The organism is Patulibacter sp. SYSU D01012 (assembly GCF_017916475.1).
Classification (GTDB): domain Bacteria; phylum Actinomycetota; class Thermoleophilia; order Solirubrobacterales; family Solirubrobacteraceae; genus Patulibacter.
In genome coordinates this window covers 621,959-644,116 of record NZ_JAFMTB010000001.1, presented here as the reverse complement: position 1 = coordinate 644,116, position 22,158 = coordinate 621,959, and the positions used below count along the sequence as shown (strand labels likewise).

The following is a 22,158-nucleotide window of genomic DNA, read 5'->3' as shown; positions in this document are numbered from 1 at the left end:
CTCAGGCCACCTCCCCCAGGTAGAGCTCGGCGAGGCGCTGCTCCGGGATGTGCTCCCCGACGCGCTCCTCGATGACGCGGCCGTTCTGCAGCACCAGGGTGCGCTCGGGCGGCCGCCGCAGCGGCACGGCCTTCTGCTCGACGAGCAGCACCGACAGGCCGCCCTCGACGAGCTCGCCGAGCGCGGCGTAGACCCGGGCCGTCGCGCGCGGCGCGAGGCCGAGCGACGGCTCGTCGAGCAGCAGGACGCGCGGGCGGGAGAGCAGCGCGCGGCCGATCGCGAGCAGCTGCATCTCGCCGCCGGAGAGGCTGGAGCAGTCCTGGTCGAGCCGCTCGCGGAGGATCGGGAAGAGCTCCATGACGCGGCCGATCTCCTCGGCGTGCGGCCGCCGGCGGGCGGACGGGGCGGCCCGCCAGCCGAGCTCGAGGTTGTCGCGCACGCTGATGCCGGGCAGCACGCCGCGGCCCTCCGGGACCAACGAGATGCCGTCGCCGACGCGCCGGAACGCCGGCCGGTCGGTGACGTCGCGCTCGTCCACGAGCACGCGGCCACGGTCGGCGGTCACGGCGCCGGCGAGGGCGCGCATGAGGGTGGTCTTCCCCGCGCCGTTCGGCCCGAGGACGAGCACGAGCCCGGCCTCGGGGACGGTCAGGTCGATCGGCTGCAGCGCGAGGTTGCGGCCGTACGAGACGGAGAGGCCCTCCGCGCGCAGCGGCGCCGTCGTCGGGGCGTGCCCGTCGGCTGGCGCCGCCGCGGCGGGGGCGGTCGGGGTCTGGGGCATCGGGGACCTCATGGACGGTGGATGACCTTCACGCGGTCGCCCTCGAAGCGGGCGACGACGACGGGGTTCTCGCGCATGCCGGAGTGATCGTCGGGGGACAGCGCGTAGCGGGCGGTCGTGCCCTCGATCGTCGTGCGGGCGATCGCGTCGCGGAGCCGCGGGCCGGTCGTGGCCCCGCTCGTCCGCATCGCCTTCGCGAGCAGCGTGATCGCGTCGTAGGCGCGGCTGGCGTAGCCGACGTCGACGCCGTTGTCGGGGCCCAGGCGGGCGTCGAGGGCGCGCAGGAACGTCGCGTTGGCGGCCTTGCGCTGCGGGTCGGCGACGTCCGGGTACGTCTGCGGCGGCGTCGCGAGGAACTGCACGCGCGGGTAGATGCGCGCGCTCTGCCGGTACACGTCGAGGTTGTCGACGCCCATGATCACGGGGATCTTCAGCCCGACGGTCCTCGCGTCGCGGGCGAGGGCGATGTGGACGGGGCCGACGAGCGCGTCGACGATGGCCTCGGCGCCGCGCTGGCGCACGCGGGAGAGCTGCGCGGCGAGCGTCGTCTTCGTCGTGTCGATGCCCTGGGAGTCGACGACCTGCATGCCTAGCGCCCGGGCCTGCTTGGCCATGAGCGCCCCGGTCGCCTGCCCGTACGGGTTCTGCGCGTAGAGGATCGCCACGCGCCGCGCGCCCTGCGCCTTCGCGGCCCCCAGCTGCGCCTCGCCGAAGTACGCGATCTTCGGGTACGTCGTGAACGTCCAGTCCGGGTTCTTCGGCAGGACGGAGGCGACGACCATCGGCACCTCGCGCGGGCGCAGGATGGCGGACTCCGCCTCCGTCGCCGCGGACAGGAACCCGTTGGCGAACGCCCCGACGTGCCGCTGGAAGAGCATGCGGTTGGTGATCGTCACCGCCTTGGACGGCGACGACGCGATGTCCTGGATCTCGAGCTCGAGCGGCCGGCCGTCGATCCCGCCCTCGCGGTTGATCTGCGCGACCGCGGTGCGGGCGCCCTCGACCATCGGCCGGTCGTTGCCGGCCAGGTAGCCGGACTGGGCGAGCGCCATGCCGATCCGTATCGGGCCGTCCTCGCCGGCCGCCGCGCCGCCGCAGCCGGTCAGGGCCGCGCCGGCGGCGAGGACCAGCGCGGCGACGAGGGCGCGGGCGGGCCCCGCCGGCCGACGGCGCGCTGCGGGCCGCGTCCTCACGCCGCCCCGCCTCCGCCGGAAGCCGTCGGGTCGCTCGGGGCGCCGCCGTGGGCCGCCGCCACGTACTCCGCCCGCGGCGGCGCGAAGACGTCGAGCACCCGCGCGTCCTCGTCCCCCAGCACGAGGGTGCGGCCGTGCGGGGTCCCGGCGGGGATCCAGTACGCGTCGCCGGCGCGCAGCGTCGAGGTCTCGCCGTCGATCTCCAGCTCGATCGAGCCCGCGAGGACGATGCCCCACTGCTCGTGCTCGGCGTGGGTGTGGACGCCCGTGCGGTCCTGCCCGGCGGGGAAGTCCCAGCGGACGAGGGTGGTCTGGTCGCCCTCGAGGACGGCGCCGAACAGCCCGGGGCGGATCTCCGTCTGCTCGAGGTCGTCGTGGCGGTAGATGTTCTGGCGCATCTCAGGCGGCTCCGTTCAAGAGGCGGGTGGGGGTGTCGACGGCGATCGCCCGGACGGTGGACTCGGGGACGCCGGCGTCGAGCAGCCGGCCGCAGACCGTGCGCCAGCTCTGCAGGGGCAGCGGGTTGTCGTTCTGGCCCAGGTCGGAGCCGAGGGACGTGTGCTCGGGGCCGATCGCCTCGATCCACCCGACGAGCACGTCGAGGGGCCACTGGTGGAACGTCGACGCCTCGTCGTACATGCAGATCGAGTGCTCCATGACGACGCCCAGGCCGGCGAGGTGACGCCCCTGCTCGTGGGTCATGCCGAGCACGAAGTTGGGGTGCGTGACGAGCATCCGCCGCACGCCGAGCTCGTGGGCGAGCTCGAACGTCGCGACGACCTCGTCGGCCGCCAGGTGGCCGCTGGCGAGGATCACGTCCCCGGCCTCGGCAACGAGCTCGATGATCCGGCGCAGCTCGGGGCGGACGCGGCCCTCGGCGTCGAGGGCCGACAGCGGCTCCTCGGGCATCAGCGTGCGCGTGGACGTCGGGAAGTTCAGCCGGCCGCCCTTCGCCGCCGCCGCCCGCGCCTGCTCCAGGTGGTTCGCCGCGCCGGTGGTCGGCAGCCACACCATGCGGGCGCCCATCTGGATCGCGATGTCGACCGCGCGTGGGTTGAGCCCGCCGACCGCGCCGTTCAGCGCCACGCCGCCGTGGACGACGATGCCGCCCGGCAGCACGCCGGCCCGCTCGAGCGCCAGGACGTCGCTGGCCGTCTGGTGGTGGTGGTCCTTCGCGACGAAGGCCGCGAACCCGGCGTCGGCGTACTGCCGCGCGAGCTCGTCGATCGAGACCTGGCGCGGGAAGCCCGACGGGAAGGGGTGGGTGTGCAGGTCGACCGCGCCCTGCAGCAGCTCGTCGACGCGGGTCATGCGTGCACCTCGCTCAGGGCCTCGCGGGCCGCCGCGACCGTCCGGGTCGCGCCGCCGTCGAGGAAGGTCAGGTCGCCCGAGACCGCGACGTAGCGGTACCCGCGGGCGGCGAAGCGCGGCACGTGGTCGAGCGTCGGCGCGAACGCGCCCAGCGCCACCCCGTGACGCTTCGCGGCGGCCTCGACGTCCGCGATGCGGGCGGCGACCGCCGGGTCGTCGAGGTCGCCGGGCGCGCCGTGGTCGACGGTCAGGTCGACGGCGCCGATGAACGCGACGTCCAGGCCGGCGACGACGTCGTCGATCGCGTCGTCGAGGGCGCGGGTCTCGAACTGCCCCACGATCACGGGGGCCCGGTCGGCGTCGGCGACGTAGGCGCCCAGCGGCACGCGGCCGTAGCCCGCGCCGGGGTGGGCCAGACCGACCGACCGCGAGCCGACGGGCGGGAACCGCGTGAGGTCGGTCAGCTCGGCGACCTGCGTCGCGGAGCGCAGCCGCGGCACCTGGATGCCGGCCGCGCCGGCCTCGAGCAGGTGGTTGACCTGCCCACGCTCCACGGCCGCGACGCGCACGACGACCGGCAGCCCGTGGGCGGCCGCGGTCGCGAGCACCTCGCGGGCCTCGGCGTCCGTCGTGGCGGCGTGCTCCAGGTCGCAGATCAGGAAGTCGAACCCGGCGAGGGCGAGGACGTCGACGACCTCGCGGCGCGGGAGCTTGAGGAAGGTGCCCAGCAGCGGGCGCTCGGACGCCAATGCGTCTCGCAGAGTGGAACAGCTGTCATTCATCGCGACTCCTTCGTGTGCCGGTCGCTCGGTGCGACGGGCGACAACCTACGGCTGTCGCGGCGCGAGACGCAAGAGTGTGGCCCGCATCACGCTAGTGTGTCCCGCAGAACGACGAAGGACGTTGCGATGAACGGGACAGAGCGATGACCGGGGCCCCTGCGGACTCCGGCATCCAGGTGGTGCGCCGTGTGGCCGAGGTGCTGCAGCTGCTCAACGACGGACGGACGGAGCTGACGACGAGCGACGTGGCCGAGGCGCTGTCGCTGAGCCGCAGCACCGCCCACCGCTACCTGGTGAGCATGGCCGCCGAGGGCCTCCTCGAGCGCGACCCCGCCCGGGCCGCCTTCCGCGCCGGGCCGCTGCTGGTGCGGTTCTGGACCAGCCCCCTCGGCCGCGAGCACGTGATCGAGCTCGCCCGCGTCTACATGCACCGCCTGACGGAGGAGCTGCACGAGACGTCCGTCGTCAGCCTGTGGGGCGGCACGTCCCCGGTCGTCGCGGCCTGCCGCACCGACACGACCCGCCAGTCGCACGTCGCCGTGCGCCCCGGCAGCCGGCTGCCGCTGACGTCGGCCCAGGGCGAGGTGTTCCTCGCGATGATGCGCGACCGCACCGTCGCGGATCGCCTGATGGCCGAGGAGCCCCTGGAGCTGCGGCAGGAGATGGACGCCCGCCTGCAGCGCATCCGCGACCAGGGGATCGCCGTCCGCGACGGGGTCGTCGACGGCATGCGCACCCTCGCGGCCCCCGTGCTCGACGAGCGCGGCGACATCATCGCCACGCTCGCGATCGTGGGCACGATGCCGGCGCTGCCCAACACCGAGGACTCCACCGCCGCCCGCGCGCTGATCGACACGGCCGCCCGGCTCTCGGGGCGCCTCGCACACCGCCGGATGTGAAGACGTACGACGCACCCCGCCGTGCCCGGGCTTCGCGCTCCGACGCGGACGGCCACTCCCGGCCCTCGGGCACGCCCGCCCGCCCCGGCGACCGCCGGGATGCCAGGATGGCGGCGATGCGCCGCTCCCCCCGGTCCTCCGCCCTCCTCGTCCTGGCCGCCCTCGCCGTGCCCGCCGTCGCGGCCGTCGTCGCTCACCCGGCCGCCGCCGCCACGTCCGACGACGCCTGCGCGCAGGCGCTGAACCCCGACCGCCGGTCCGTGTACCGCTTCAAGCGCGACGGCGGGACGCTCTGGTACGGCCGCGTCGTGGTGACGGCGACGAGAGCCGACCGCGACCGCTACTGCATCCAGGTGGACTTCGGCAACCGCACGGTCTTCCACGGGTTCGGGATGTCGGGCTACGAGCGGCGGGACGGCCGCTGGGTCAACGACGGCGGCCTGGGCGACGAGGGGTCGCGCGGCGGGTCCTACACGCAGTCGATGCAGGTGCCGGAGCGGTACCGCATCGACCGCAGCTACTCGATCCGCCACGACGGGCGCTGGTACCGGACGACGAGCATCTCGCGCACGAACCTGTAGCGGGGAGCGACCGTCGCACGGCCTCGTCGCGCCGGGCGACCGGGGGCTCAGCCCCGCGTGGTCGCCCGGAGGACCAGGTCGACGTCGACCCGGCGCCGGGCGCCGGCGTCCTCGTCGCCCGCGAGGTGCGCGACGAGCAGCTCGATCGCCTCGGCCCCCAGCTGCGCGGGGCGCTCGTCCACGGTGCTGAGGCCCAGGCGGCGGGCGATCTGGCTGTCGCTGAGGGTCATCACCTGCAGGTCGTCCGGCACGCGCAGCCCGAGCGCGGCGGCGCGCTCCAGGACGGCCTCGGCCAGCAGGTCGAGCGTGCAGTAGACCGCGTCGGGCGGCGGCGTGGCGCCGAGGATCTCGCGGGCGGCGTCGGCGACGTCCTCGTCGGCCGGCGAGCCCGCGACGGTCAGCGCGCCGGGCTGCCCCTGCGCGCGGCACCAGGCGCGGTACGCGGCCTGCGTGTCGAGCTCGACCGACATCAGCGGCGCCACCACCCCCACGGCGATGCGGCGGGCGCCCCGCTCGCGCAGCAGGTCCAGCACGTCGCGGGTCGCCGCGGGCACGTCGTTGTCGACCTGCAGGTCGCTCGCGCCGCCCGCCGGGTCGCGGCCGATGGTCACCAGCGGGGTGCCCCGCGAGCGGACGAGCGGCACCACGCCGTCCCCGACCGCCGGGTCCGCCACGACCGCGCCGTCGAACGACACGCGGCGCCAGGCGGGGCTGGCCGGATCGCTGGGGGCGACGGTGAGCAGGTGGCCGCCCTCGAGGGCCGCCCCGGCCGCGCCGCCGAGGATGCCGAGGAAGTGCTGCACCTCGCCCGCGAGGACGGGCACGTCGACGATCTCGGGCATGCTGATCGCGAGGACGTGGGTGCCGTCGCCGGCGAGCGAGCGGGCCGCGGCGTGCGGCCGGTACCCCAGCCGGTCCGCGGCCTCCTGGATGCGCGCCCGGGTCGGCGCGGAGATGCGGCCCTTCCCGCGCAGCGCGAGGGACACCGAGGCGACCGACACGCCGGCGGCCGCCGCCACGTCCTTGATCCCGACGGCCTTGGGCGACACGACGATCGACCCTATCTCGCACACCCGTCCGCGGCGCGCTTGCCACCGCAACGGCCCGCGGGTACGTTGCGGCGCACCGTGATCAAGCGCTTTATCACCCACCCACCGCGAACCGTCGTCGCCCGGGCGACCGCCGGCCGCCGACCCGCGACGGCGCTGCTGGCCGCGACGCTCCTGACGCTGGCGGCCGCCGCCCCCGCGTCGGCGGCGGCCCGGCCCGCGGACACCGTCTGGAAGAACGGCCGGATCTTCACCGCCGACGCGCGCGGCACCGTGCGGCAGGCCGTCGCCGTCCGCGACGGCCGCATCGCGTACGTCGGGACCGACCGCGGCGTGCGCCGCTACGTCGGACGCCGCACGCACGTCACCGACCTGCACGGCCGCATGGTGACGCCGGGCCTCGTCGACGCGCACATGCACCCGCTCGGCGGCGGCCAGGCGCTGCTGAAGTGCTCGCTCGACTACCTGCCGCTGACGAAGGAGCAGATCCGCAGCCGGATCGCCGCATGCCTGCGCGACACCGCCGACGAGGGGCCGAAGGCGTGGCTCGAGGTGACCGCCTGGTACCAGGAGGCGATGCTGCCGGCCGGCACGAAGCTCACGGCGGCGGACCTGGACGACCTGAGCCCGACCCGGCCGATCACGGTGCAGTCGAGCTTCTTCCACTCCACCGTCGCGAACTCGACCGCGATGCGGATCGCGGGGATCACCGCCGCGACGAAGGACCCCGCGGGCGGATCGATCGACCGCGACGCCCAGGGCGCCCCCACCGGGCTGTTCAACGACGAGGCCCAGGGGCTCGTGACGGGCAAGATCCCGGCCCCCACCGCCGCGGACGACCGGAAGGCCGCCGAGGCGGCGCTGAAGGCGATGCGCGAGCAGGGCGTCACGTCGTTCCTGGACGCGGCGGCGAGCCCGGACTCGATGGCCGCCTTCCGCTCCCTGCGCCGGCAGGGCAAGCTGACCGCGCGGGCGCACTTCGCGCCGGTGATCTCCGCCGACCAGGCGAAGGACCCCGCGAAGGCGGTGGCCGGGCTGCAGGCGACCCGCCGCCGGTTCGACGAGGGCCCCGTCGGCGTGCGGCCGGCCATCACCGTCCGCAACGCCAAGGTGTTCATGGACGGCGTCCAGCAGTTCCCCGCCTTCACCGCCGGGCTGCTCGACCCGTACCTGGTGAACACGGGCACCCCGGACCACCCGCACTTCACGCCCGGCCCCTCCCGCGGGCCGATCTACGTGCAGCCCGGCGCGCTCGCCCGGCTGCTGACGGCGATCGGCGCGGCCGGCTTCGATCCGCACGTGCACTCCATCGGCGACCGCGCGGTCCGCGTGACGCTCGACGCCGTCGCCGCGATGCGCAAGGCCACGAAGCGCCGCGACGTCCGTCCCGCGATGGCGCACGCCGAGATCGTCGATCCGGCCGACTACCGGCGCTTCGCGCAGCTCGGCGTGCTGCCCGTCATGTCGTACCAGTGGGCGAAGCCGGGCCCCGACTCCGTCGACGCGCAGAAGGACTACCTGGGCTTCGAGCGCTGGAACCGCGTCGAGCCGGAGGACAGCCTCCGCCGGGCCGGGGCCCGGATCACGTACGGCAGCGACTGGCCGGTCGACCCGCTGAACGAGTGGTTCGCGCTGCAGGTCGGCGTCACGCGCGAGAACCCCGCGGGCGGGAAGTACGCCGGGCGCTTCAACGGCCAGAAGCCGCTCCCCCGGGCCTACGCCCTGCGGTCGATCACGGCGAGCGGCAGCTACGCGCTGCACCAGGACGCGACCGGGGTGATCGCGCCGGGCAAGCTCGCCGACCTGATCGTGCTCGACCGCGACGTCCTGCGCACGAAGGCGCGCCGGATCGGCGCGACGAAGGTCCTGACCACGATGGTCGGCGGGCGCACGGTCTACCGCGCCCGCGCCGGACGCTAGGGCCGGCCGGCCGGACGGACGCGGCCGCGGGGGCGGCGGGTCGGCCGGGCCGGACCCGCCCGGCTCGCCGCGGCCCGTGCCCGGCCACGTGCAAGAGTTCCGCGCGTGCGCGTGGTCATCCTCGGACCGCTGGAGGTCTGGCGCGACGGACGCCCCGTGCCCGTCGCGGGCGGCCGCGTCCGCGCGCTGCTCGTGCGGCTGGCGCTCGACGCCGGGCACGACGTCGGCCGCGACGCGCTCGTCGACGCCATCTGGGAGGCGGCCCCGCCGGCCGACGCGGGGCACGCGCTGCAGGCGCTGGTCTCGCGCCTGCGGCGGGCGCTCGGGAGCGACGCCGTGCGGACCGGCGCCGCCGGCTATCGCCTGGCGGTCGCGCCCGAGGACGTCGACGCGCTGGCGTTCGAGGCCGAGGCGCGGGCGGGCGCCACGGCCCTGCGCGCGGGGGATGCGTCGGAGGCCGCCCACGTCCTGCGCGACGCGCTGGCCCGGTGGCGTGGCGCCGCGCTCGGCGAGCTGACCGGCACGCACCGCTTCGCGGCGGACGCCGCCGACCGCCTGGACGCCCTGCGCGTCGGCGCGACCGCGGACCGCATCGAGGCGGACCTGCGGCTGGGCGGCGGGGCCGACCTGCTGCCCGAGCTCGACCGGCTCACCGCCGACCATCCGCTGCACGAGCGGCTCGCGGCCCAGCGCCTGCGCGCGCTCGCGGCGGCCGGGCGGCCGGCCGAGGCGCTGGCCGCCTACGAGGCCGTCCGCGTGCGTCTGGACGCCGAGCTCGGCGCCCTGCCGTCCGCCGAGCTGCGGGCCGCGCACCTGGCCCTCGTCGACGGCACCGCCGACGCGCCGGCGCCCGTGGCGGCCCGCGGCGCGGCGGCGCCCGACGACGGCCCCGGGCCCGGGGCCCAGCCGTCGCCCGCTCCCGTCCCGGCGCTCGGCCGCCGCAGCACCCTGCGCGCCCCCCTGACGAGCTTCGTCGGCCGCGAGGACCAGATCGAGCGCCTGGACGCGCTCGTCGCGGCACACCGGCTGGTCACCCTGGTCGGGCCCGGCGGGGCCGGCAAGACGCGGCTGGCGGGCGAGGTCGCCCGGCGGCAGGAGCACGCGGTCGCCGACGGGGTATGGATGGCCGAGCTGGCGACGGTGACCGCTCCGGGCGACGTGCCCGCAAGCGTCCTCGGCGCGCTCGGCCTGCGCGAGGCGCGGCTGCTGGCGCACGCGGCCGGCCCCGGCGCCGCGGCCTCCGCCGCGACGCCCGAGAGCGACCCGACCGAACACCTGCTGGACGTCCTGGCGGAGCGCGAGACCGTCCTGGTCCTCGACAACTGCGAGCACGTGATCGGCGCGGCCGCCGCCCTCGCCGACCGGCTCCTCGCCCACTGCCCGCGGCTGCGGATCGTCGCGACGAGCCGCGAGCCGCTCGGGGTCCCCGGGGAGCGCCTGGAGCCCGTCGCGCCGCTGGGCCTGCCGCCCGCCGGCGCCGACGCCCGGACGGCGGCCGCCTACCCCGCCGTCCGGCTGTTCGCCGACCGCGCGGCCGCCGCGTCGCCCGGCTTCGCCGTCGACGACGCCACCGTCGGCAGCGTCGTCGAGATCTGCCGGCGCCTGGACGGGCTGCCGCTGGCGCTCGAGCTCGCCGCCGCGCGGCTGCGCTCCCTGCCCGTGGCCCAGGTCGCGGCGCGCCTGGACGACCGCTTCCGCCTGCTGACCGGCGGCAGCCGCACCGCGCTGCCCCGCCAGCAGACGCTGCGGGCGGTCGTCGACTGGAGCTGGGACCTGCTGTCGGAGGAGGAGCGCCTCGTCGCCCGCCGCATCGCGGTCTTCCCCGGCGGCGTGACGCCGGAGAGCGCCGCCGCGGTCTGCGCCGGCGACGGCCGGGACGCCCTCGCCGTCCTCGACCTGCTCGCCGCGCTCGTCGACCGCTCCCTGCTGGTCCTCGTCGACCGCGAGGCCCCGCGGTACCGGATGCTGGAGACCATCCGCGAGTACGGCCTGGAGCAGCTGACGGCGTGCGGCGAGGACGCCGCCACCCGCACCGCGCACGCGCGGTTCTTCGCCGCGCTCGCCGCCGAGGCCGACGCGCACCTGCGCGGCCCCGAGCAGCTGCGCTGGTTCCGCCGGCTGCAGCCCGAGCGCGACGACCTGCTCGCGGCGCTGCGCCGGCTGGCCGACGAGGGCGACGCGCGCTCCGCGCTGGCGCTGGCGGTGTCGCTGATCTGGTTCTGGGTGCTGTCCGGGCGCCCGAACGAGGCCGTCGCGACCGTTCGCCTGGCGCACGAGGTCCCCGGCGACGCCGACCCGGTCGACCGCCTGCTCGCCGAGAGCGTGCTGCTGCTCCGCGGCCCCGTGCCCGTCGCGGACGTCGGTCCGCCCCTGTCCGCGGTGCTCGACCGCCTCGACGATCTGGACCTGTCCCGTCGGCCGCTCGCGCAGGCCGCCGCCCCGGTCCTGGCGTGGTTCTCGTCGAACCCCGACCGCGCCGACCGCCTGTTCGCGCGCGCACGCGAGAGCCGTGACCCGTGGGTGCGCGCGACGGTTCCCCTCGGGCTGGGTCGGGTGGCCGAGAACGCCGGCGACGTCGCCGGCTTCCGCCGCCACCTGGAGGAGGCGCTCGCCGCCTTCCGGGCGCTGGGCGAACGCTGGGGGCTGACGACGACGCTGAGCGCGCTGAGCGGCCTGATGCTGCTCGAGGACGACCTGGACGGCGCCGCCGCCGCGCTCGAGGAGGTGCAGCGCGTCGTGCGCGAGCTCGGCGCCGACGGCGACGACGCGCACCTGCGCTTCGACCTGGCCGACGTGCGCTGGCGGCGCGGCGACCTGGAGGGCGCCCGGGACGACGCCGCCCGCGCGCTCGACGCCACCGACGTCGGCGGGGTCGAGGCGGCGTTCGCCACGGCGTTCCTGGCCCGCATCACCGGGCTGCTCGGCGACGGGGACCGCGCCCGCGAGCTGATCGCCGCCGCGCTCGAGACCGCCGGCCGCGCCCAGGTGCAGCGCCCCGAGCGCGGCCACATCCAGGCCGCCATCCGGGCGCAGGCCGCGCTCGTGGCGCTCGACGGCGAGGACGCGGCCGGCGCGCGCCGGCACCTGGCCCACGCGTACCCCGAGGCGCTGCGGAGCGAGGACGGGCCGATCATCGCGCTCGTCGGCGTCGCCGTCGCGGGGCTGGCCGCCGCGGTCGGCGACGCCGCCGGCGCCGCCGAGATCCTGGGCGCGGCGGCGCGCCTGCGTGGTGCCGAGGACCGCACCCAGCCGGACGTCGTCCGCCTGACCGCGCGCCTGCGGACCACGCTCGGCGAGCAGGCCTACGCCGCGGCGTTCGCGGCCGGCCGGGAGCGCGACCGCGACGACGCGCTGCGGCGGCTCGACCCCGCGGGCGTCTCCGCCGCGTGACGTCGTCGCCGCGGGCCCGCGTGCCGCCACGCGCTCAGTGCACCTCCTCGACGTCGTGCGAGTTCGTCAGGCTCGACGCGCCGTAGGCGGCGACCACGCCGGCGAGGACGGCGAGGATCGCGTAGGTGATCCGCTCGCCGTGGAAGAACGAGTGGACGAGGTCGTCGCTCCACGTGCCGACGGGCAGCGCCTTCGTGACGAGCACCGCGATCAGCGTGCCGACGACGGCGGTGCCGACGCTCGTGCCGACCTCCTGCGCGGTGTCGTTGAGCGCCGTGCCGATCGAGGTGCGGTTGGCGGGCATCGCGTCGACGAGCGCCACCGCGCCGATGGTCATGATCGTCCGCAGCCCGAGGGTCATGACGACCATGCCGGCCGCGATCGCCACGTAGCCGTGGAAGACGCCCCAGGACAGGATCGCCAGGCCGCCGGCCAGCAGCGCCGCGCCGATCAGGCACGCGATGCGGTGACCCAGGCGCTTGGCGAGGCCCTCGGAGACCGGGGTCGCCAGCACCATCGTGGCGATCAGCGGCAGGTTCGCCAGGCCCGCCCGCACCGGCGACCAGCCGTAGGCGTACTGGAAGTGCAGGATCAGGCCGAACATGACGCTGGCCATCGCGATCGAGGTGCCCGCCTGGGCGATCGCCGCCCCGCGGACGGTGCCGTTCGCGAACAGCCGCAGGTCGAGCATCGGGTCGGTCGTGCGCCGCTCGTGGGCGACGAAGGCGACGGCGGCGAGGACCGCGCCGACGGCGGCGCCGAGGGTGCCGGCCGCGAGCCAGCCGTGCTCCACGCCGCTCGTCAGGGCGTAGCACGCCAGGCCGATCGTCAGGACGCTGAGGGCGGCGCCCGGCAGGTCGAGCCGGTCCTGCGTCAGGTCCTCGGGACGGTCGGGCGCCACGCCGAGCCGCACGCCGACCGACGCGATGACCGCGATCGGGGCGTTGACGGCCAGGAGCCACTCCCAGCGGACGTGCGCCAGCGCGGTGCCGCCGAGCAGCGGCCCCAGGATGAACCCGGACATGCCGACGACGATCATCACCGTCATCGCCCGCATCCGCAGCGCGTCCTCCTCGAACAGCCGGAAGACGAGCGAGTTGGTGATCGGCGCCATCATCGCCGCCGCGATCCCGAGCCCGGCGCGCAGCGCGATCAGTCCGGGGGACGAGTCGACGAACACGACGAGCAGGCTGAGCGCCCCGAAGAGCGCGAGGCCGATCAGCAGCACCCGTCGGCGGCCCCAGCGGTCGGCGATCGAGCCGGCCGTCAGGAGCAGGCCGCCGAACGTCAGCGAGTACGCGCCGGTGACCCACTGCAGGTCGGTGGTGCCCGCGCCGAGGTCGCGGCCGATCGTCGGCAGGGCGATCGACAGCAGCGTGTTGTCGACCATCTCGACGAAGAACGCCAGGCAGAGGGCCGTCATGGGGATCCACGCGGCGCGGAGAGAGGGATAGGTGCGCGACGACGTGGGGGCCGCCGCGACCGGTGGGGTGGTCGTCGTGCTCATGCCGGGAGCGTCGGGGACGGCGCTCACAGCGCCCGCACACGGCGCTCACACGCCCCGTGAGGAGGTCGCTTCGCCGTTCCGCCGCGGCCCGTATTCTCCTATTCAATGGACTCCTTGAGCACGACGGAGGGCCCGGCCGAGCTGTTCGCCGCGACGGGGCGCGCGCTGGGGCATCCGAAGCGCCTGGAGCTGCTGACCCTGCTGGCGCAGACCGAGCGCTCCGTGGAGGACCTGTCCACGCTGGCCGGCCAGTCGCTGGCGACGACGTCCGCGCAGCTGCAGACGCTGCGGCGGGCCGGGCTGGTCGTCCGCCGGCGCGCCGGCACCCACGCCTACTACCGGCTGGCGGGCCCCGCGGTGCTCGACCTGCTCGTGGCCCTGCAGCGCGTCACGGTCGGCCTGCACGCCGGCGAGCACCTCGCCGCGCCGGGCGCCGACGACGCCGACGACGTGCCCGTGCGCACGCTGGAGCGGGACGAGCTGCTGCGCGGCGCGCGCTCCGGTCGCGTGCTCGTCCTCGACGTCCGCCCGACGGAGGAGTACGCCAGCGGGCACATCCCCGGCGCGGTCTCGCTGCCGCTGGAGGAGCTCGAGGACCGGCTCGGCGAGATCCCCACCGACGTCGAGGTCGTCGCGTACTGCCGCGGCGCGTACTGCCTGCTCTCGCACGACGCCGCCCGACTGCTGCGCGAGCGCGGCCGCGACGCCTCCGTGCTGGACCACGGCATGAACGAGTGGCGCGCCGCCGGGCAGCCGGTCGGGGCCGGGCGTTGAGCGCGGCGACGGTGGCGGCGCCGCCCGACGCGCGCGAGCGGCTGCAGCGGCGGACGATCCGCGTCCTGCTCCTGTCGCAGGTCTTCGCCGGCGCCGGCCTGGCCGCCGGCGTGTCCGTCGGCGCGCTGCTCGCCCAGGACATGCTCGGCTCGACCGGCTCGTCCGGCCTGCCGACCGCGCTGTTCACCCTCGGCTCCGCGGTCGCCGCGATGCTCGTCGGCCGCGCGTCCCAGCGCTCCGGGCGCCGCGCCGGCCTGGCGGCCGGCTACGCCGTCGGGGCCGTGGGCGGCGCCGGGGTGGTCCTGGCGGCCGCGATCGACAGCGTCCCGCTGCTGTTCGCCGCGCTCGTCCTGTACGGCTCCGGCACCGCCACCAACCTGCAGGCGCGGTACGCCGGCGGCGACCTGGCCGACCGCTCGGGGCGCGCCCGCGCGATGAGCACGGTCCTCGTCGCGACCACGCTCGGCGCCGTCGTCGGCCCCAACCTGACGGACCCGACCGGCGCGCTCGCCGAGGCGATCGGCGTGCGCGCCCTCGCGGGCCCGTTCATGCTGGCGACGGTCGCCTACGCGGCCGCCGGCGCCGCGGTCGCCGTGCTGCTGCGCCCCGACCCGCTGCTGACCGCCCGCCGGTGGGCCGCCGACGACCTGGCCGCCGCCCCCGCGGGCACGGCGCCGGCGGCCAGCGACGCCACCCCGCGCGCCGTCCTCTTCGCCGGCGCCGCGATGGTCATCACGCAAGCCGTGATGGTGGCGATCATGACGATGACGCCGGTGCACATGCACGACCACGGCCACGGCCTGGGCGCGTCGGGCCTGGTCATCTCGATCCACATCGCGGCGATGTACCTGCCGTCGCCGCTGTCGGGCCACCTCGTCGACCGCTACGGCCGCCGGGCCGTCCTGTCCGGCGGCGGCGCCGTGCTCTTGGCCGCGGGGCTCGTGGCCGGCGTGGCGCCCGCGGACTCCACCGTCCTGCTGGCGGTCGGCCTGGCGCTGCTGGGCTTCGGCTGGAGCCTGGGCCTGGCCGCCGGCACCGCGATGGTCACCGACGCCGCACCGCTCGACCGCCGCGCGCAGATCCAGGGCGCCGTGGACGTCAGCGTCGCCGTCGCCGGCGCGACCGGGGGCCTAGCCAGCGGCTACGTGGTCGCCTCGTTCGGCTACACCGCCCTGTCGCTCACGGGCGGCGTGCTCGGCCTGCTGCTGCTGCCGATCGTCGTCCGCCTGGGCGCGGAGGCACGCCGCTAGGGGCGGGCGCTCAGGCCGTCGCCGCGGCGGCGTCGCCCACCGTCGTCGCCGCGCGGACGAGCGCCTGCAGCGCCGGCGTGCGGCTGCACGGCCGCCAGCCGATCACCGTCGTCACGTCGGGGGCGTCGACGACCGGCACCGCGACGTGCTCGGGCCACTGCCACGCGCGGCTCGACGCGGGGATGACGAGCAGCGTGCGGCCCAGCGCGACGAGCTGGGCGAGCTGCGCCTGCGTGTGGACCTCGGGGCCCGGCCCCTCGGGGTAGCCGCCGCCGAGCAGGGGCCAGCGGGCGATCGGCAGGTCGGGGACGTGCTGGACCTCGGCCATCGTCAGCGTCTCGCGGGCGGCGAGGGGGTGGTCCCGCGGCAGGATCGCGACCTGGCCCTCGGTGACCAGGTCGGCGGTCTCGAAGCCGTCCAGGTCGTCGTACGGGCGGTGCATGAGCGCCACGTCGGCGCGCCCCTCGCGCAGCAGCCCGGCCTGCTCGCCGACCTCGCACAGCAGCACCTCGACGGGCGGCGCGGCGGGGTCGGCCGCCGCGGCGTCCAGCAGGCGGCGCAGCAGCTCGTGCGACGCCCCGGCCTTCGTCGCCAGGACGAGCGGCCGCGCGGGGGCCGCGGCGTCCCGGGTGCGCCGCGCCGCCGCGCCGACCGCCGCCAGGATCGGCCGCGCCTCGGCCAGCAGCACGCGGCCGGCGTCCGTCAGCGCGACGCCCCGCCGGTCGCGGTCGAGCAGCGTCACGCCCAGCCGCAGCTCGAGCTTGCGGATCGCGCGGGAGAGCGGCGGCTGCGCGATCCGCAGCCGCTCGGCGGCGCGCCCGAAGTGCAGCTCCTCCGCGACCGCGACGAAGTACCGCAGCTCGCGCGTCTCGAGGTCGTCCACGCCCCGAGCCTACTCCGCGATACCCGCCGGGTATCAGGCCGCACCGCATCGGTCTTGGACGGCGGGCGGTCGCGGGCGGAGCATCGACGGGGTGAACGACACGAAGACCGCGCTGGTCACCGGCGCGAACAAGGGCATCGGCCTCGCGATCGCCCGCGGCCTGGGCGCGCGCGGGTTCCGCGTCGCCGTCGGCGCGCGCGACGAGGACCGCCGCGCGGCCGCCGTCGAGGGGCTGCGCGCCGAGGGCGTCGACGCGTTCGGCGTCGCCCTCGACGTGACGGACGACGCGAGCGTCGCGGCGGCCGCGCAGGCGCTGGAGCGCGAGGCCGGGCGCCTCGACGTCCTCGTCAACAACGCCGGCATCGCCGGCCGCACCGACGGCGGGGCGCAGGACCCGACGACGCTCGACCTGGACGTCCTCCGCACCGTCCTGGACACGAACGTCCTGGGCGTCGTCCGCGTGACGAACGCGGTGCTGCCGCTGCTGCTGCGGGCGCCGGCGCCGCGGATCGTGAACCTGTCGAGCACGATGGGCTCGCTCGGCCTGCAGGCCGGCCCGATCCTGGCCGCGTACGCGCCGTCGAAGACGATGCTGAACGGCATCACCACCCAGTATGCGCGCCGGCTGGCCGACACGCCGGTCGTCGTCAACGCCGCGTGCCCCGGCTACGTGGCGACCGACTTCACCGGGCACGACGGGCCCCGCACGCCGGAGGAGGGCGCCGCGGTGGTGCTGCGCCTGGCGACCCTGCCGGACGACGGGCCGCGCGGCGGCTTCTTCGACGACGGCGGCGTCGTGCCCTGGTGAGGCCGCGCCGCCGTCCGGCGGGCGGGCCTGCGGGGACGGGGCGGCGTCCCCCGTCGAGGCCGGCGCGGCGGGCCGTCGCCGCGCGGCCCGTCCGGCCGCCGTGCGCCCTCAGCCGCCGGCGACCGCCTGCGCCTCGTCGGTGACGACGCGGGCGGCCAGCAGCTCGTACGAGCGCATCCGCGCGGGCAGGTCGGCGACGTTCATCGCGACCATGACCTCGTCCGCGCCGCAGCCCGCGGCGAAGGCGGCCACCTGCTCGGCGGCGCCGTCCCCGTCGCCGACCGCCGAGTAGTGGAGCATCTGCAGCGCGTGGCGCCCGACCGGCGAGCGCAGGATGGCCTCGGTCTCGGCGCGGTCGCCCGACGAGACGGAGCGGCCGCTGAGCGCGCGGGCCATCTTCTCGAGCGCCGTCGCGTACAGCAGCTGCGCGTCGTCCTCGGTGTCGGCGGCGAAGACGTTCATGCTGGCGATCATGTACGGCGCGTCCAGCGCCTCCGACGGCTGGAACTCCTCGCGGTACAGGCGGGCGGCGTTCAGCAGCTCCGCCGGCGCGAAGTGCGACGCGAAGGCGTACGGCAGGCCCAGCTGGGCCGCGAGGCGCGCGCCGAACAGCGACGAGCCCAGGATGTAGAGCGGCACGTTCGTGCCCTCGCCCGGGATGGCGCGCACGGTCTGCCCCGGCCGCGACGGCCCCAGGAGCGCCTGCAGCTCGACGACGTCCTGCGGGAAGCGGTCCGACGCCTCGGGCGACCGGCGCATCGCGCGCACGGTGTCCAGGTCGGTGCCCGGCGCCCGCCCCAGGCCCAGGTCGATGCGCCCGGGGTAGAGGGTCTCGAGCGTGCCGTACTGCTCGGCGACGATCAGCGGCGAGTGGTTGGGCAGCATCACGCCGCCCGCCCCCACGCGGATGCGCTCCGTGTTCGCCGCGATGAACCCCGCGAGGACCGCCGGGGTCGACGAGACGATGCTCGGCATGTTGTGGTGCTCCGAGAACCAGTAGCGCCCGTAGCCCCACGCCTCGGCCCGCTTCGCGAGCTCGGCGCTGCCGAGGAGCGCGTCCCGCGGCGTGACGTCGCCGCCCGCCGTGGCCAGATCGAGTACCGACAACCGCACCGCCATGAAGACCTCCCTGCCGTCCCGAGACGTGCCCCGAGACCGGATCCGGGCCCCGGTCGGAGCCCTCGTCCGAGGCTACACAGCGCCCCCGGAGGCGCCTGCCGGCCGGGGGATCCGCGCTTGCGCCGCGCGCCGCGCTGCACGAAGGTGCGACGCGGTGTCGAGAACGCCGCGGCGGCTCCGTCCCCCGGACAGACGCGGCGACCGCGACCGCGCCCGACGAAGGAGAACCACGATGGCCAAGTACCTGCTGCTCAAGCACTACCGCGGCGCGCCCGACGCCGTGAACAACGTCCCGATGGACCGCTGGACGCCCCAGGAGGTCGAGGATCACCTCCAGTACATGCGCGACTTCGCCGACCGCCTGCGCGCGACCGGCGAGTACGTCGACGGCCAGGCGCTGGCGCCGGACGGCCTGTGGGTGCGCTCGGACCCGCGCGGCGCCGCGCGGCCGTACGCCGAGGCGGCGCACGCGGCCCCTACCCTGGCCGAGCGTCACCACCTGACGCGGCAGGCGGCGCGGCTGGGGCAGGAGCTCGGCGAGCGGGCGTGACCGCGCCGGCGCGGCCGCCGGGCCCGGCGGCCGCGCCTACAGCGGCGGCGTGTCGTCCCGGGGCACGGCCGCGCCGCTGTCGACGGCCGCCTTGCGCACCGCCTCCGCCACCGCCTCGTGCACCGCGGGGTCGAGCACGTCGGGAACCAGCTCGGACTCGACGGTCAGGCCGGCCAGCGCCCACGCGGCCGCGCGCTTCATCTCGACGTTGATGCGCGTGGCTCCGGCCTGCAGGGCACCCTTGAAGATCCCCGGGTAGCCCAGGACGTTGTTGACGCTCGTGCCGTCGGCGGCGAACGCGGCGCCGGCCGCCAGCGCGACCTCCGGCTCGATCTCGGGCGCGGGGTTCGTCAGCGCCAGGACCACGGTCCCCGGCCGCACCCACTCGGGGCGGATGAGTCCCGGCCGGCCGCTCGTGGCGATGACGACGTCGGCCTCGGCCATGACCGCCTCCACCCCGTCGACGACCTCGAGCCCGCTCGCCGCGGCGCGCTCGCGCGCCGCCGGGTTGGGGTCCGTCACCAGCAGCCGGTCGACGCCGGCGTCGTGGATCAGGCCGGCGATGCCCGAGCCGGCGGCCCCCAGGCCGATCTGCCCGACGACGGCCTTGTCCAGCCGCAGGCCCACGTGGCGGCACGCGGCCAGGGCGGCGGCGAACGTCGCGACCGCCGTGCCGTGGACGTCGTCGTGCATGACGGGCTTCGGCAGCGCCTCGTCCAGGCGCCGCTCGATCTCGAAGCACGCCGGCGCCGAGATGTCCTCCAGGTGGATGGCGCCGAAGCCGGGCGCGATCCGCAGCACCGTGTCCACGATCGTGTCCGTGTCGCGCGAGTCGATCAGGATCGGCACCGCGGTCAGGCCGACGAACTGGCTGTAGAAGAGCGCCTTGCCCTCCATCACCGGCATCGCCGCGACCGGGCCGACGTCGCCCAGGCCGAGCACGCGGGTGCCGTTCGTGACGATGGCGACGGTGCGGCCGATCATCGTGAAGCGCCCCGCCAGGTCGGGGTGCTCCGCGATCGCCTGCGACACGCGGGCGACGCCCGGCGTGTAGACGTCGCGCACCTCCTGCACCGTCGTGACGGGCGTGCCCGTCGTGCGCAGCTTGCCGCCGTCGTGGGCGATGAACGCGCGGTCGTGGTACCAGCTGACGGAGACGTCGGGCAGCGCGGCGAGCGCCTGCGCCAGCTCGTCCGCGTGCGCCTTGTCGCGCACCTCGACGGTGATCTCGCGCAGCGCCTCGTGCCGCGCGACGGACACCGTGACGATGTCGCCGATGACGCCGCCGTGCTCGGCGATCCGCGTCGTCAGCTTGGCCAGCTGGCCGACGCGGTGGGGGATGTGCAGCCGGTAGGTGCAGTCGAGGGCCATCTGGCGGGTCTTCCTGGGACGCGGTGCGCGGTCCGCGAACTTGTACCCGCCAGGGAGGACGAGCGCCGGCCGGCCCCGGCGCGAACCCGCCGGCCGCCGGGCGCGGCGGCCCGGCTACAGGCGCTCGCGCGGGTCGCGCACGACGGGGCGCTGGACCACGGGCCGCTCGACGACCGCGGCGCGGCGGCGGGCCCAGACGGCGTCCCACAGGAACGCGATCACCAGCCCCACGACGCCGATGACCATCAGGATGGTGCCGGCGGTCTGGATGCTGAAGCCGTCCGTGTGCGCGGTGACGGCGAAGCGCAGGATGGCGCCGACGGCGATGAGCAGGAGGGCGGTGCCGTAGGTCATGTCGGGTCCTTCGTCGCGGGGACGACCCGGCGGCCCGAGGGGGCGCCGGACGGCGGGGCGCTGTGCCCCGCACCCCTGCAACGGCGCGGGCCCCCGGAAAGTCAGGTGCTACCGGTCGCGGCGGCCCGCTCGCCCGCGGACGCCGTCACGGGCCCGGCCCCGCGCGCGCCTTCCCGACGCGACTGGTCACGGGCTCCCGCGCATGGTTTGATGATCGGCAGATCAGCACCAAGGAGACCTTCATGGCTGAGTACGCAGTCGTCGATCCCTCGACCGGCGAGACCCTCAAGACCTACCCGACCATCAGCGACGCGGACCTGGACGCGGCGATCGGTCGCGCGCACGCCGCCCACAAGGCGTGGAGCAAGGACACGAGCGTCGCCGACCGCGCGGCGGTCCTGCGCCGCATCGCCGAGCTCCACGAGGAGCGCAAGCAGGAGCTGGGCGAGATCATCGTCCGCGAGATGGGCAAGCCGATCGAGCAGTCCGTCGGCGAGGTCGAGTTCTGCGCGGCGATCTACACGTACTACGCCGACCGCGCCGAGGAGCTCCTGAAGGACGAGCCGATCGAGCTGCTCGAGGGCGAGGGCTCCGCCCTCATCCGCCGCTCCTCGCTCGGCGTGCTGCTGGGCATCATGCCCTGGAACTACCCGTACTACCAGGTGGCCCGCTTCGCCGGCCCGAACCTGCTGATCGGCAACACGATCGTCCTCAAGCACGCCCCGCAGTGCCCCGAGTCGGCCGCCGCGATCGAGCAGCTGTTCCAGGACGCCGGCCTGCCCGCGGACGCGTACGTCAACGTCTACGCGACGAACGAGCAGATCGAGACCGTCATCGCGGACCCGCGCGTGCAGGGCGTGTCGCTGACCGGCTCGGGCCGCGCCGGCGCCGCCGTCGCCGAGATCGCCGGCCGCAACCTGAAGAAGGTCGTGCTCGAGCTGGGCGGGTCCGACCCGTTCATCCTGCTCGGCGCCGACGACCTGGACGCGGTCGTCGAGGCCGCCGTCGGGGGCCGCATGGAGAACGGCGGCCAGGCCTGCAACGCCGCGAAGCGCTTCATCGTCATCGACGAGCTCTACGACGCCTTCGTCGAGAAGTTCACGGGCGCGCTGACGGCGATCCAGCCCGGCGACCCGTCGAAGGAGGACACGACGCTCGGCCCGCTCTCGTCCGCCCGCGCCGCCGAGACGCTCGAGCAGCAGGTGCAGCGCGCGACGGAGAACGGCGCCAAGCTCGCCGCCGGCGGCGGCCGCGACGGCAACTTCTTCAACACCGCCGTCCTGACCGACATCACGCCCGAGAACCCCGCCTACAAGGAGGAGTTCTTCGGTCCGGTCGCGCAGGTCTACCGCGTGTCGTCCGAGCAGGAGGCGATCGAGCTGGCCAACGACACCGAGTTCGGTCTGGGCTCGTACGTCTTCACGACCGACCAGGAGCAGGCGCTGCGCGTCGCCGACCAGATCGAGGCCGGCATGGTCTTCATCAACGCGGTCGGCGCCGAGGGTGCCGAGCTGCCGTTCGGCGGCGTGAAGGGCTCGGGCTTCGGCCGCGAGCTCGGCCGCTTCGGCGCCGACGAGTTCGTCAACAAGAAGCTCATCCGCGTCGCGGGCTGAGCCCCGCGCCGCCGCGCCCCCGG

The 22,158-nt window shown here is 76.1% G+C and carries 19 protein-coding genes and 1 pseudogene; 9 read left to right on the top strand and 11 right to left on the bottom strand.

Annotation, left to right across the window (positions count from 1 at the left end):
- Position 1: 1 nt before the first annotated feature.
- From J3P29_RS02855 to J3P29_RS02835, 5 genes are read right to left on the bottom strand one after another with little or no spacing between them, the layout of a single operon-like run.
- The gene (locus J3P29_RS02855) at positions 2 to 781 is read right to left on the bottom strand and encodes an ATP-binding cassette domain-containing protein (RefSeq protein ID WP_210491525.1); all 780 of its coding nucleotides are present in this window, start codon (positions 779 to 781) and stop codon (positions 2 to 4) included.
- Positions 782 to 789: 8 nt separating this feature from the next.
- A complete protein-coding gene (locus J3P29_RS02850; RefSeq protein WP_210491524.1) occupies positions 790 to 1,974 on the bottom strand; it encodes an ABC transporter substrate-binding protein in 1,185 nt (394 codons plus the stop codon).
- A complete protein-coding gene (locus J3P29_RS02845; RefSeq protein ID WP_210491523.1) occupies positions 1,971 to 2,372 on the bottom strand; it encodes a cupin domain-containing protein in 402 nt (133 codons plus the stop codon). Before J3P29_RS02845 ends, J3P29_RS02850 begins: the two co-directional genes overlap by 4 nt.
- Before the next feature lies 1 nt (position 2,373).
- A complete protein-coding gene (locus tag J3P29_RS02840) occupies positions 2,374 to 3,285 on the bottom strand; it encodes a DUF6282 family protein (protein ID WP_210491522.1) in 912 nt (303 codons plus the stop codon).
- Positions 3,282 to 4,034: an aldolase/citrate lyase family protein gene (locus tag J3P29_RS02835; RefSeq protein ID WP_210491521.1), complete on the bottom strand. Its 753-nt coding sequence runs from the start codon at positions 4,032 to 4,034 to the stop codon at positions 3,282 to 3,284. The genes J3P29_RS02840 and J3P29_RS02835 overlap by 4 nt, the downstream gene beginning before the upstream one ends.
- A gap of 176 nt (positions 4,035 to 4,210) precedes the next feature.
- Here J3P29_RS02835 and J3P29_RS02830 point away from each other — a divergent pair, with 176 nt between their 5' ends.
- Together J3P29_RS02830 and J3P29_RS02825 are read left to right on the top strand one after the other, a co-directional pair.
- A complete protein-coding gene (locus J3P29_RS02830) occupies positions 4,211 to 4,966 on the top strand; it encodes an IclR family transcriptional regulator (protein ID WP_210491520.1) in 756 nt (251 codons plus the stop codon).
- A 116-nt stretch (positions 4,967 to 5,082) separates the two neighbouring features.
- Entirely contained in the window at positions 5,083 to 5,547 is a 465-nt protein-coding gene (locus tag J3P29_RS02825; RefSeq protein WP_210491519.1) for a hypothetical protein, read from the top strand.
- Positions 5,548 to 5,594: 47 nt separating this feature from the next.
- Here the strand turns inward: J3P29_RS02825 and J3P29_RS02820 are convergent, their stop codons facing one another.
- On the bottom strand, positions 5,595 to 6,596 hold the full coding sequence (locus J3P29_RS02820; protein WP_210491518.1) for a LacI family DNA-binding transcriptional regulator: 1,002 nt from the start codon (positions 6,594 to 6,596) through the stop codon (positions 5,595 to 5,597).
- A 78-nt stretch (positions 6,597 to 6,674) separates the two neighbouring features.
- On the opposite strand from J3P29_RS02820, the gene J3P29_RS02815 reads away from it, so the two are divergent.
- On the top strand, positions 6,675 to 8,516 hold the full coding sequence (locus J3P29_RS02815) for an amidohydrolase (protein WP_349239754.1): 1,842 nt from the start codon (positions 6,675 to 6,677) through the stop codon (positions 8,514 to 8,516).
- Positions 8,517 to 8,621: 105 nt separating this feature from the next.
- A complete protein-coding gene (locus tag J3P29_RS02810) occupies positions 8,622 to 11,906 on the top strand; it encodes a BTAD domain-containing putative transcriptional regulator (protein ID WP_210491517.1) in 3,285 nt (1,094 codons plus the stop codon).
- A gap of 34 nt (positions 11,907 to 11,940) precedes the next feature.
- Here J3P29_RS02810 and J3P29_RS02805 read toward each other — a convergent pair whose 3' ends face one another.
- Complete coding sequence (locus J3P29_RS02805; protein ID WP_210491516.1) at positions 11,941 to 13,413, bottom strand: MFS transporter; 1,473 nt, start codon at positions 13,411 to 13,413, stop codon at positions 11,941 to 11,943.
- 105 nt (positions 13,414 to 13,518) lie between these two features.
- Here J3P29_RS02805 and J3P29_RS02800 point away from each other — a divergent pair, with 105 nt between their 5' ends.
- Together J3P29_RS02800 and J3P29_RS02795 are read left to right on the top strand one after the other, a co-directional pair.
- Positions 13,519 to 14,187 (top strand): metalloregulator ArsR/SmtB family transcription factor, encoded by a 669-nt coding sequence (locus J3P29_RS02800; RefSeq protein ID WP_349239753.1) that lies wholly within the window; start codon positions 13,519 to 13,521, stop codon positions 14,185 to 14,187.
- Positions 14,184 to 15,437 carry an MFS transporter gene (locus tag J3P29_RS02795; RefSeq protein WP_210491514.1) on the top strand — a complete coding sequence of 418 codons (1,254 nt, stop codon included), beginning with the start codon at positions 14,184 to 14,186 and terminating at the stop codon, positions 15,435 to 15,437. Before J3P29_RS02800 ends, J3P29_RS02795 begins: the two co-directional genes overlap by 4 nt.
- A gap of 10 nt (positions 15,438 to 15,447) precedes the next feature.
- Here the strand turns inward: J3P29_RS02795 and J3P29_RS20260 are convergent, their stop codons facing one another.
- Entirely contained in the window at positions 15,448 to 16,320 is an 873-nt protein-coding gene (locus J3P29_RS20260; RefSeq protein ID WP_210491513.1) for a LysR family transcriptional regulator, read from the bottom strand.
- Between the two features lie 82 nt (positions 16,321 to 16,402).
- Here J3P29_RS20260 and J3P29_RS02785 point away from each other — a divergent pair, with 82 nt between their 5' ends.
- Complete coding sequence (locus J3P29_RS02785) at positions 16,403 to 17,128, top strand: SDR family oxidoreductase (RefSeq protein ID WP_349239801.1); 726 nt, start codon at positions 16,403 to 16,405, stop codon at positions 17,126 to 17,128.
- A 108-nt stretch (positions 17,129 to 17,236) separates the two neighbouring features.
- Here J3P29_RS02785 and J3P29_RS02780 read toward each other — a convergent pair whose 3' ends face one another.
- The gene (locus tag J3P29_RS02780) at positions 17,237 to 18,247 is read right to left on the bottom strand and encodes an LLM class flavin-dependent oxidoreductase (RefSeq protein WP_349239752.1); all 1,011 of its coding nucleotides are present in this window, start codon (positions 18,245 to 18,247) and stop codon (positions 17,237 to 17,239) included.
- A gap of 232 nt (positions 18,248 to 18,479) precedes the next feature.
- Between J3P29_RS02780 and J3P29_RS20590 the strand changes: the two are divergent.
- Positions 18,480 to 18,677 (top strand): annotated as a pseudogene (locus tag J3P29_RS20590) (hypothetical protein); the annotation flags it as partial.
- A gap of 156 nt (positions 18,678 to 18,833) precedes the next feature.
- On the opposite strand, the gene J3P29_RS02770 reads toward J3P29_RS20590, so the two are convergent.
- Both J3P29_RS02770 and J3P29_RS02765 read right to left on the bottom strand, forming a co-directional pair.
- Positions 18,834 to 20,168, bottom strand: coding sequence for an NAD-dependent malic enzyme (locus tag J3P29_RS02770; protein WP_210491510.1), 1,335 nt, complete (start codon positions 20,166 to 20,168; stop codon positions 18,834 to 18,836).
- Between the two features lie 114 nt (positions 20,169 to 20,282).
- On the bottom strand, positions 20,283 to 20,522 hold the full coding sequence (locus tag J3P29_RS02765) for a hypothetical protein (protein WP_210491509.1): 240 nt from the start codon (positions 20,520 to 20,522) through the stop codon (positions 20,283 to 20,285).
- 242 nt (positions 20,523 to 20,764) lie between these two features.
- Between J3P29_RS02765 and J3P29_RS02760 the strand changes: the two genes are divergently transcribed.
- Positions 20,765 to 22,135 carry an NAD-dependent succinate-semialdehyde dehydrogenase gene (locus tag J3P29_RS02760; protein WP_210491508.1) on the top strand — a complete coding sequence of 457 codons (1,371 nt, stop codon included), beginning with the start codon at positions 20,765 to 20,767 and terminating at the stop codon, positions 22,133 to 22,135.
- Positions 22,136 to 22,158 lie beyond the last annotated feature (23 nt).

Coding starts and splice junctions, on each gene's coding strand:
- J3P29_RS02840 (WP_210491522.1), bottom strand. CDS start 3,285: ATGACCCGCGTCGACGAGCTGCTGCAGGGCGCGGTCGACCTGCACACC.
- J3P29_RS02780 (WP_349239752.1), bottom strand. CDS start 18,247: ATGGCGGTGCGGTTGTCGGTACTCGATCTGGCCACGGCGGGCGGCGAC.
- J3P29_RS02805 (WP_210491516.1), bottom strand. CDS start 13,413: ATGAGCACGACGACCACCCCACCGGTCGCGGCGGCCCCCACGTCGTCG.
- J3P29_RS02800 (WP_349239753.1), top strand. CDS start 13,519: ATGGACTCCTTGAGCACGACGGAGGGCCCGGCCGAGCTGTTCGCCGCG.
- J3P29_RS02830 (WP_210491520.1), top strand. CDS start 4,211: ATGACCGGGGCCCCTGCGGACTCCGGCATCCAGGTGGTGCGCCGTGTG.
- J3P29_RS02760 (WP_210491508.1), top strand. CDS start 20,765: ATGGCTGAGTACGCAGTCGTCGATCCCTCGACCGGCGAGACCCTCAAG.
- J3P29_RS02855 (WP_210491525.1), bottom strand. CDS start 781: ATGCCCCAGACCCCGACCGCCCCCGCCGCGGCGGCGCCAGCCGACGGG.
- J3P29_RS02765 (WP_210491509.1), bottom strand. CDS start 20,522: ATGACCTACGGCACCGCCCTCCTGCTCATCGCCGTCGGCGCCATCCTG.
- J3P29_RS02825 (WP_210491519.1), top strand. CDS start 5,083: ATGCGCCGCTCCCCCCGGTCCTCCGCCCTCCTCGTCCTGGCCGCCCTC.
- J3P29_RS02845 (WP_210491523.1), bottom strand. CDS start 2,372: ATGCGCCAGAACATCTACCGCCACGACGACCTCGAGCAGACGGAGATC.
- J3P29_RS02770 (WP_210491510.1), bottom strand. CDS start 20,168: ATGGCCCTCGACTGCACCTACCGGCTGCACATCCCCCACCGCGTCGGC.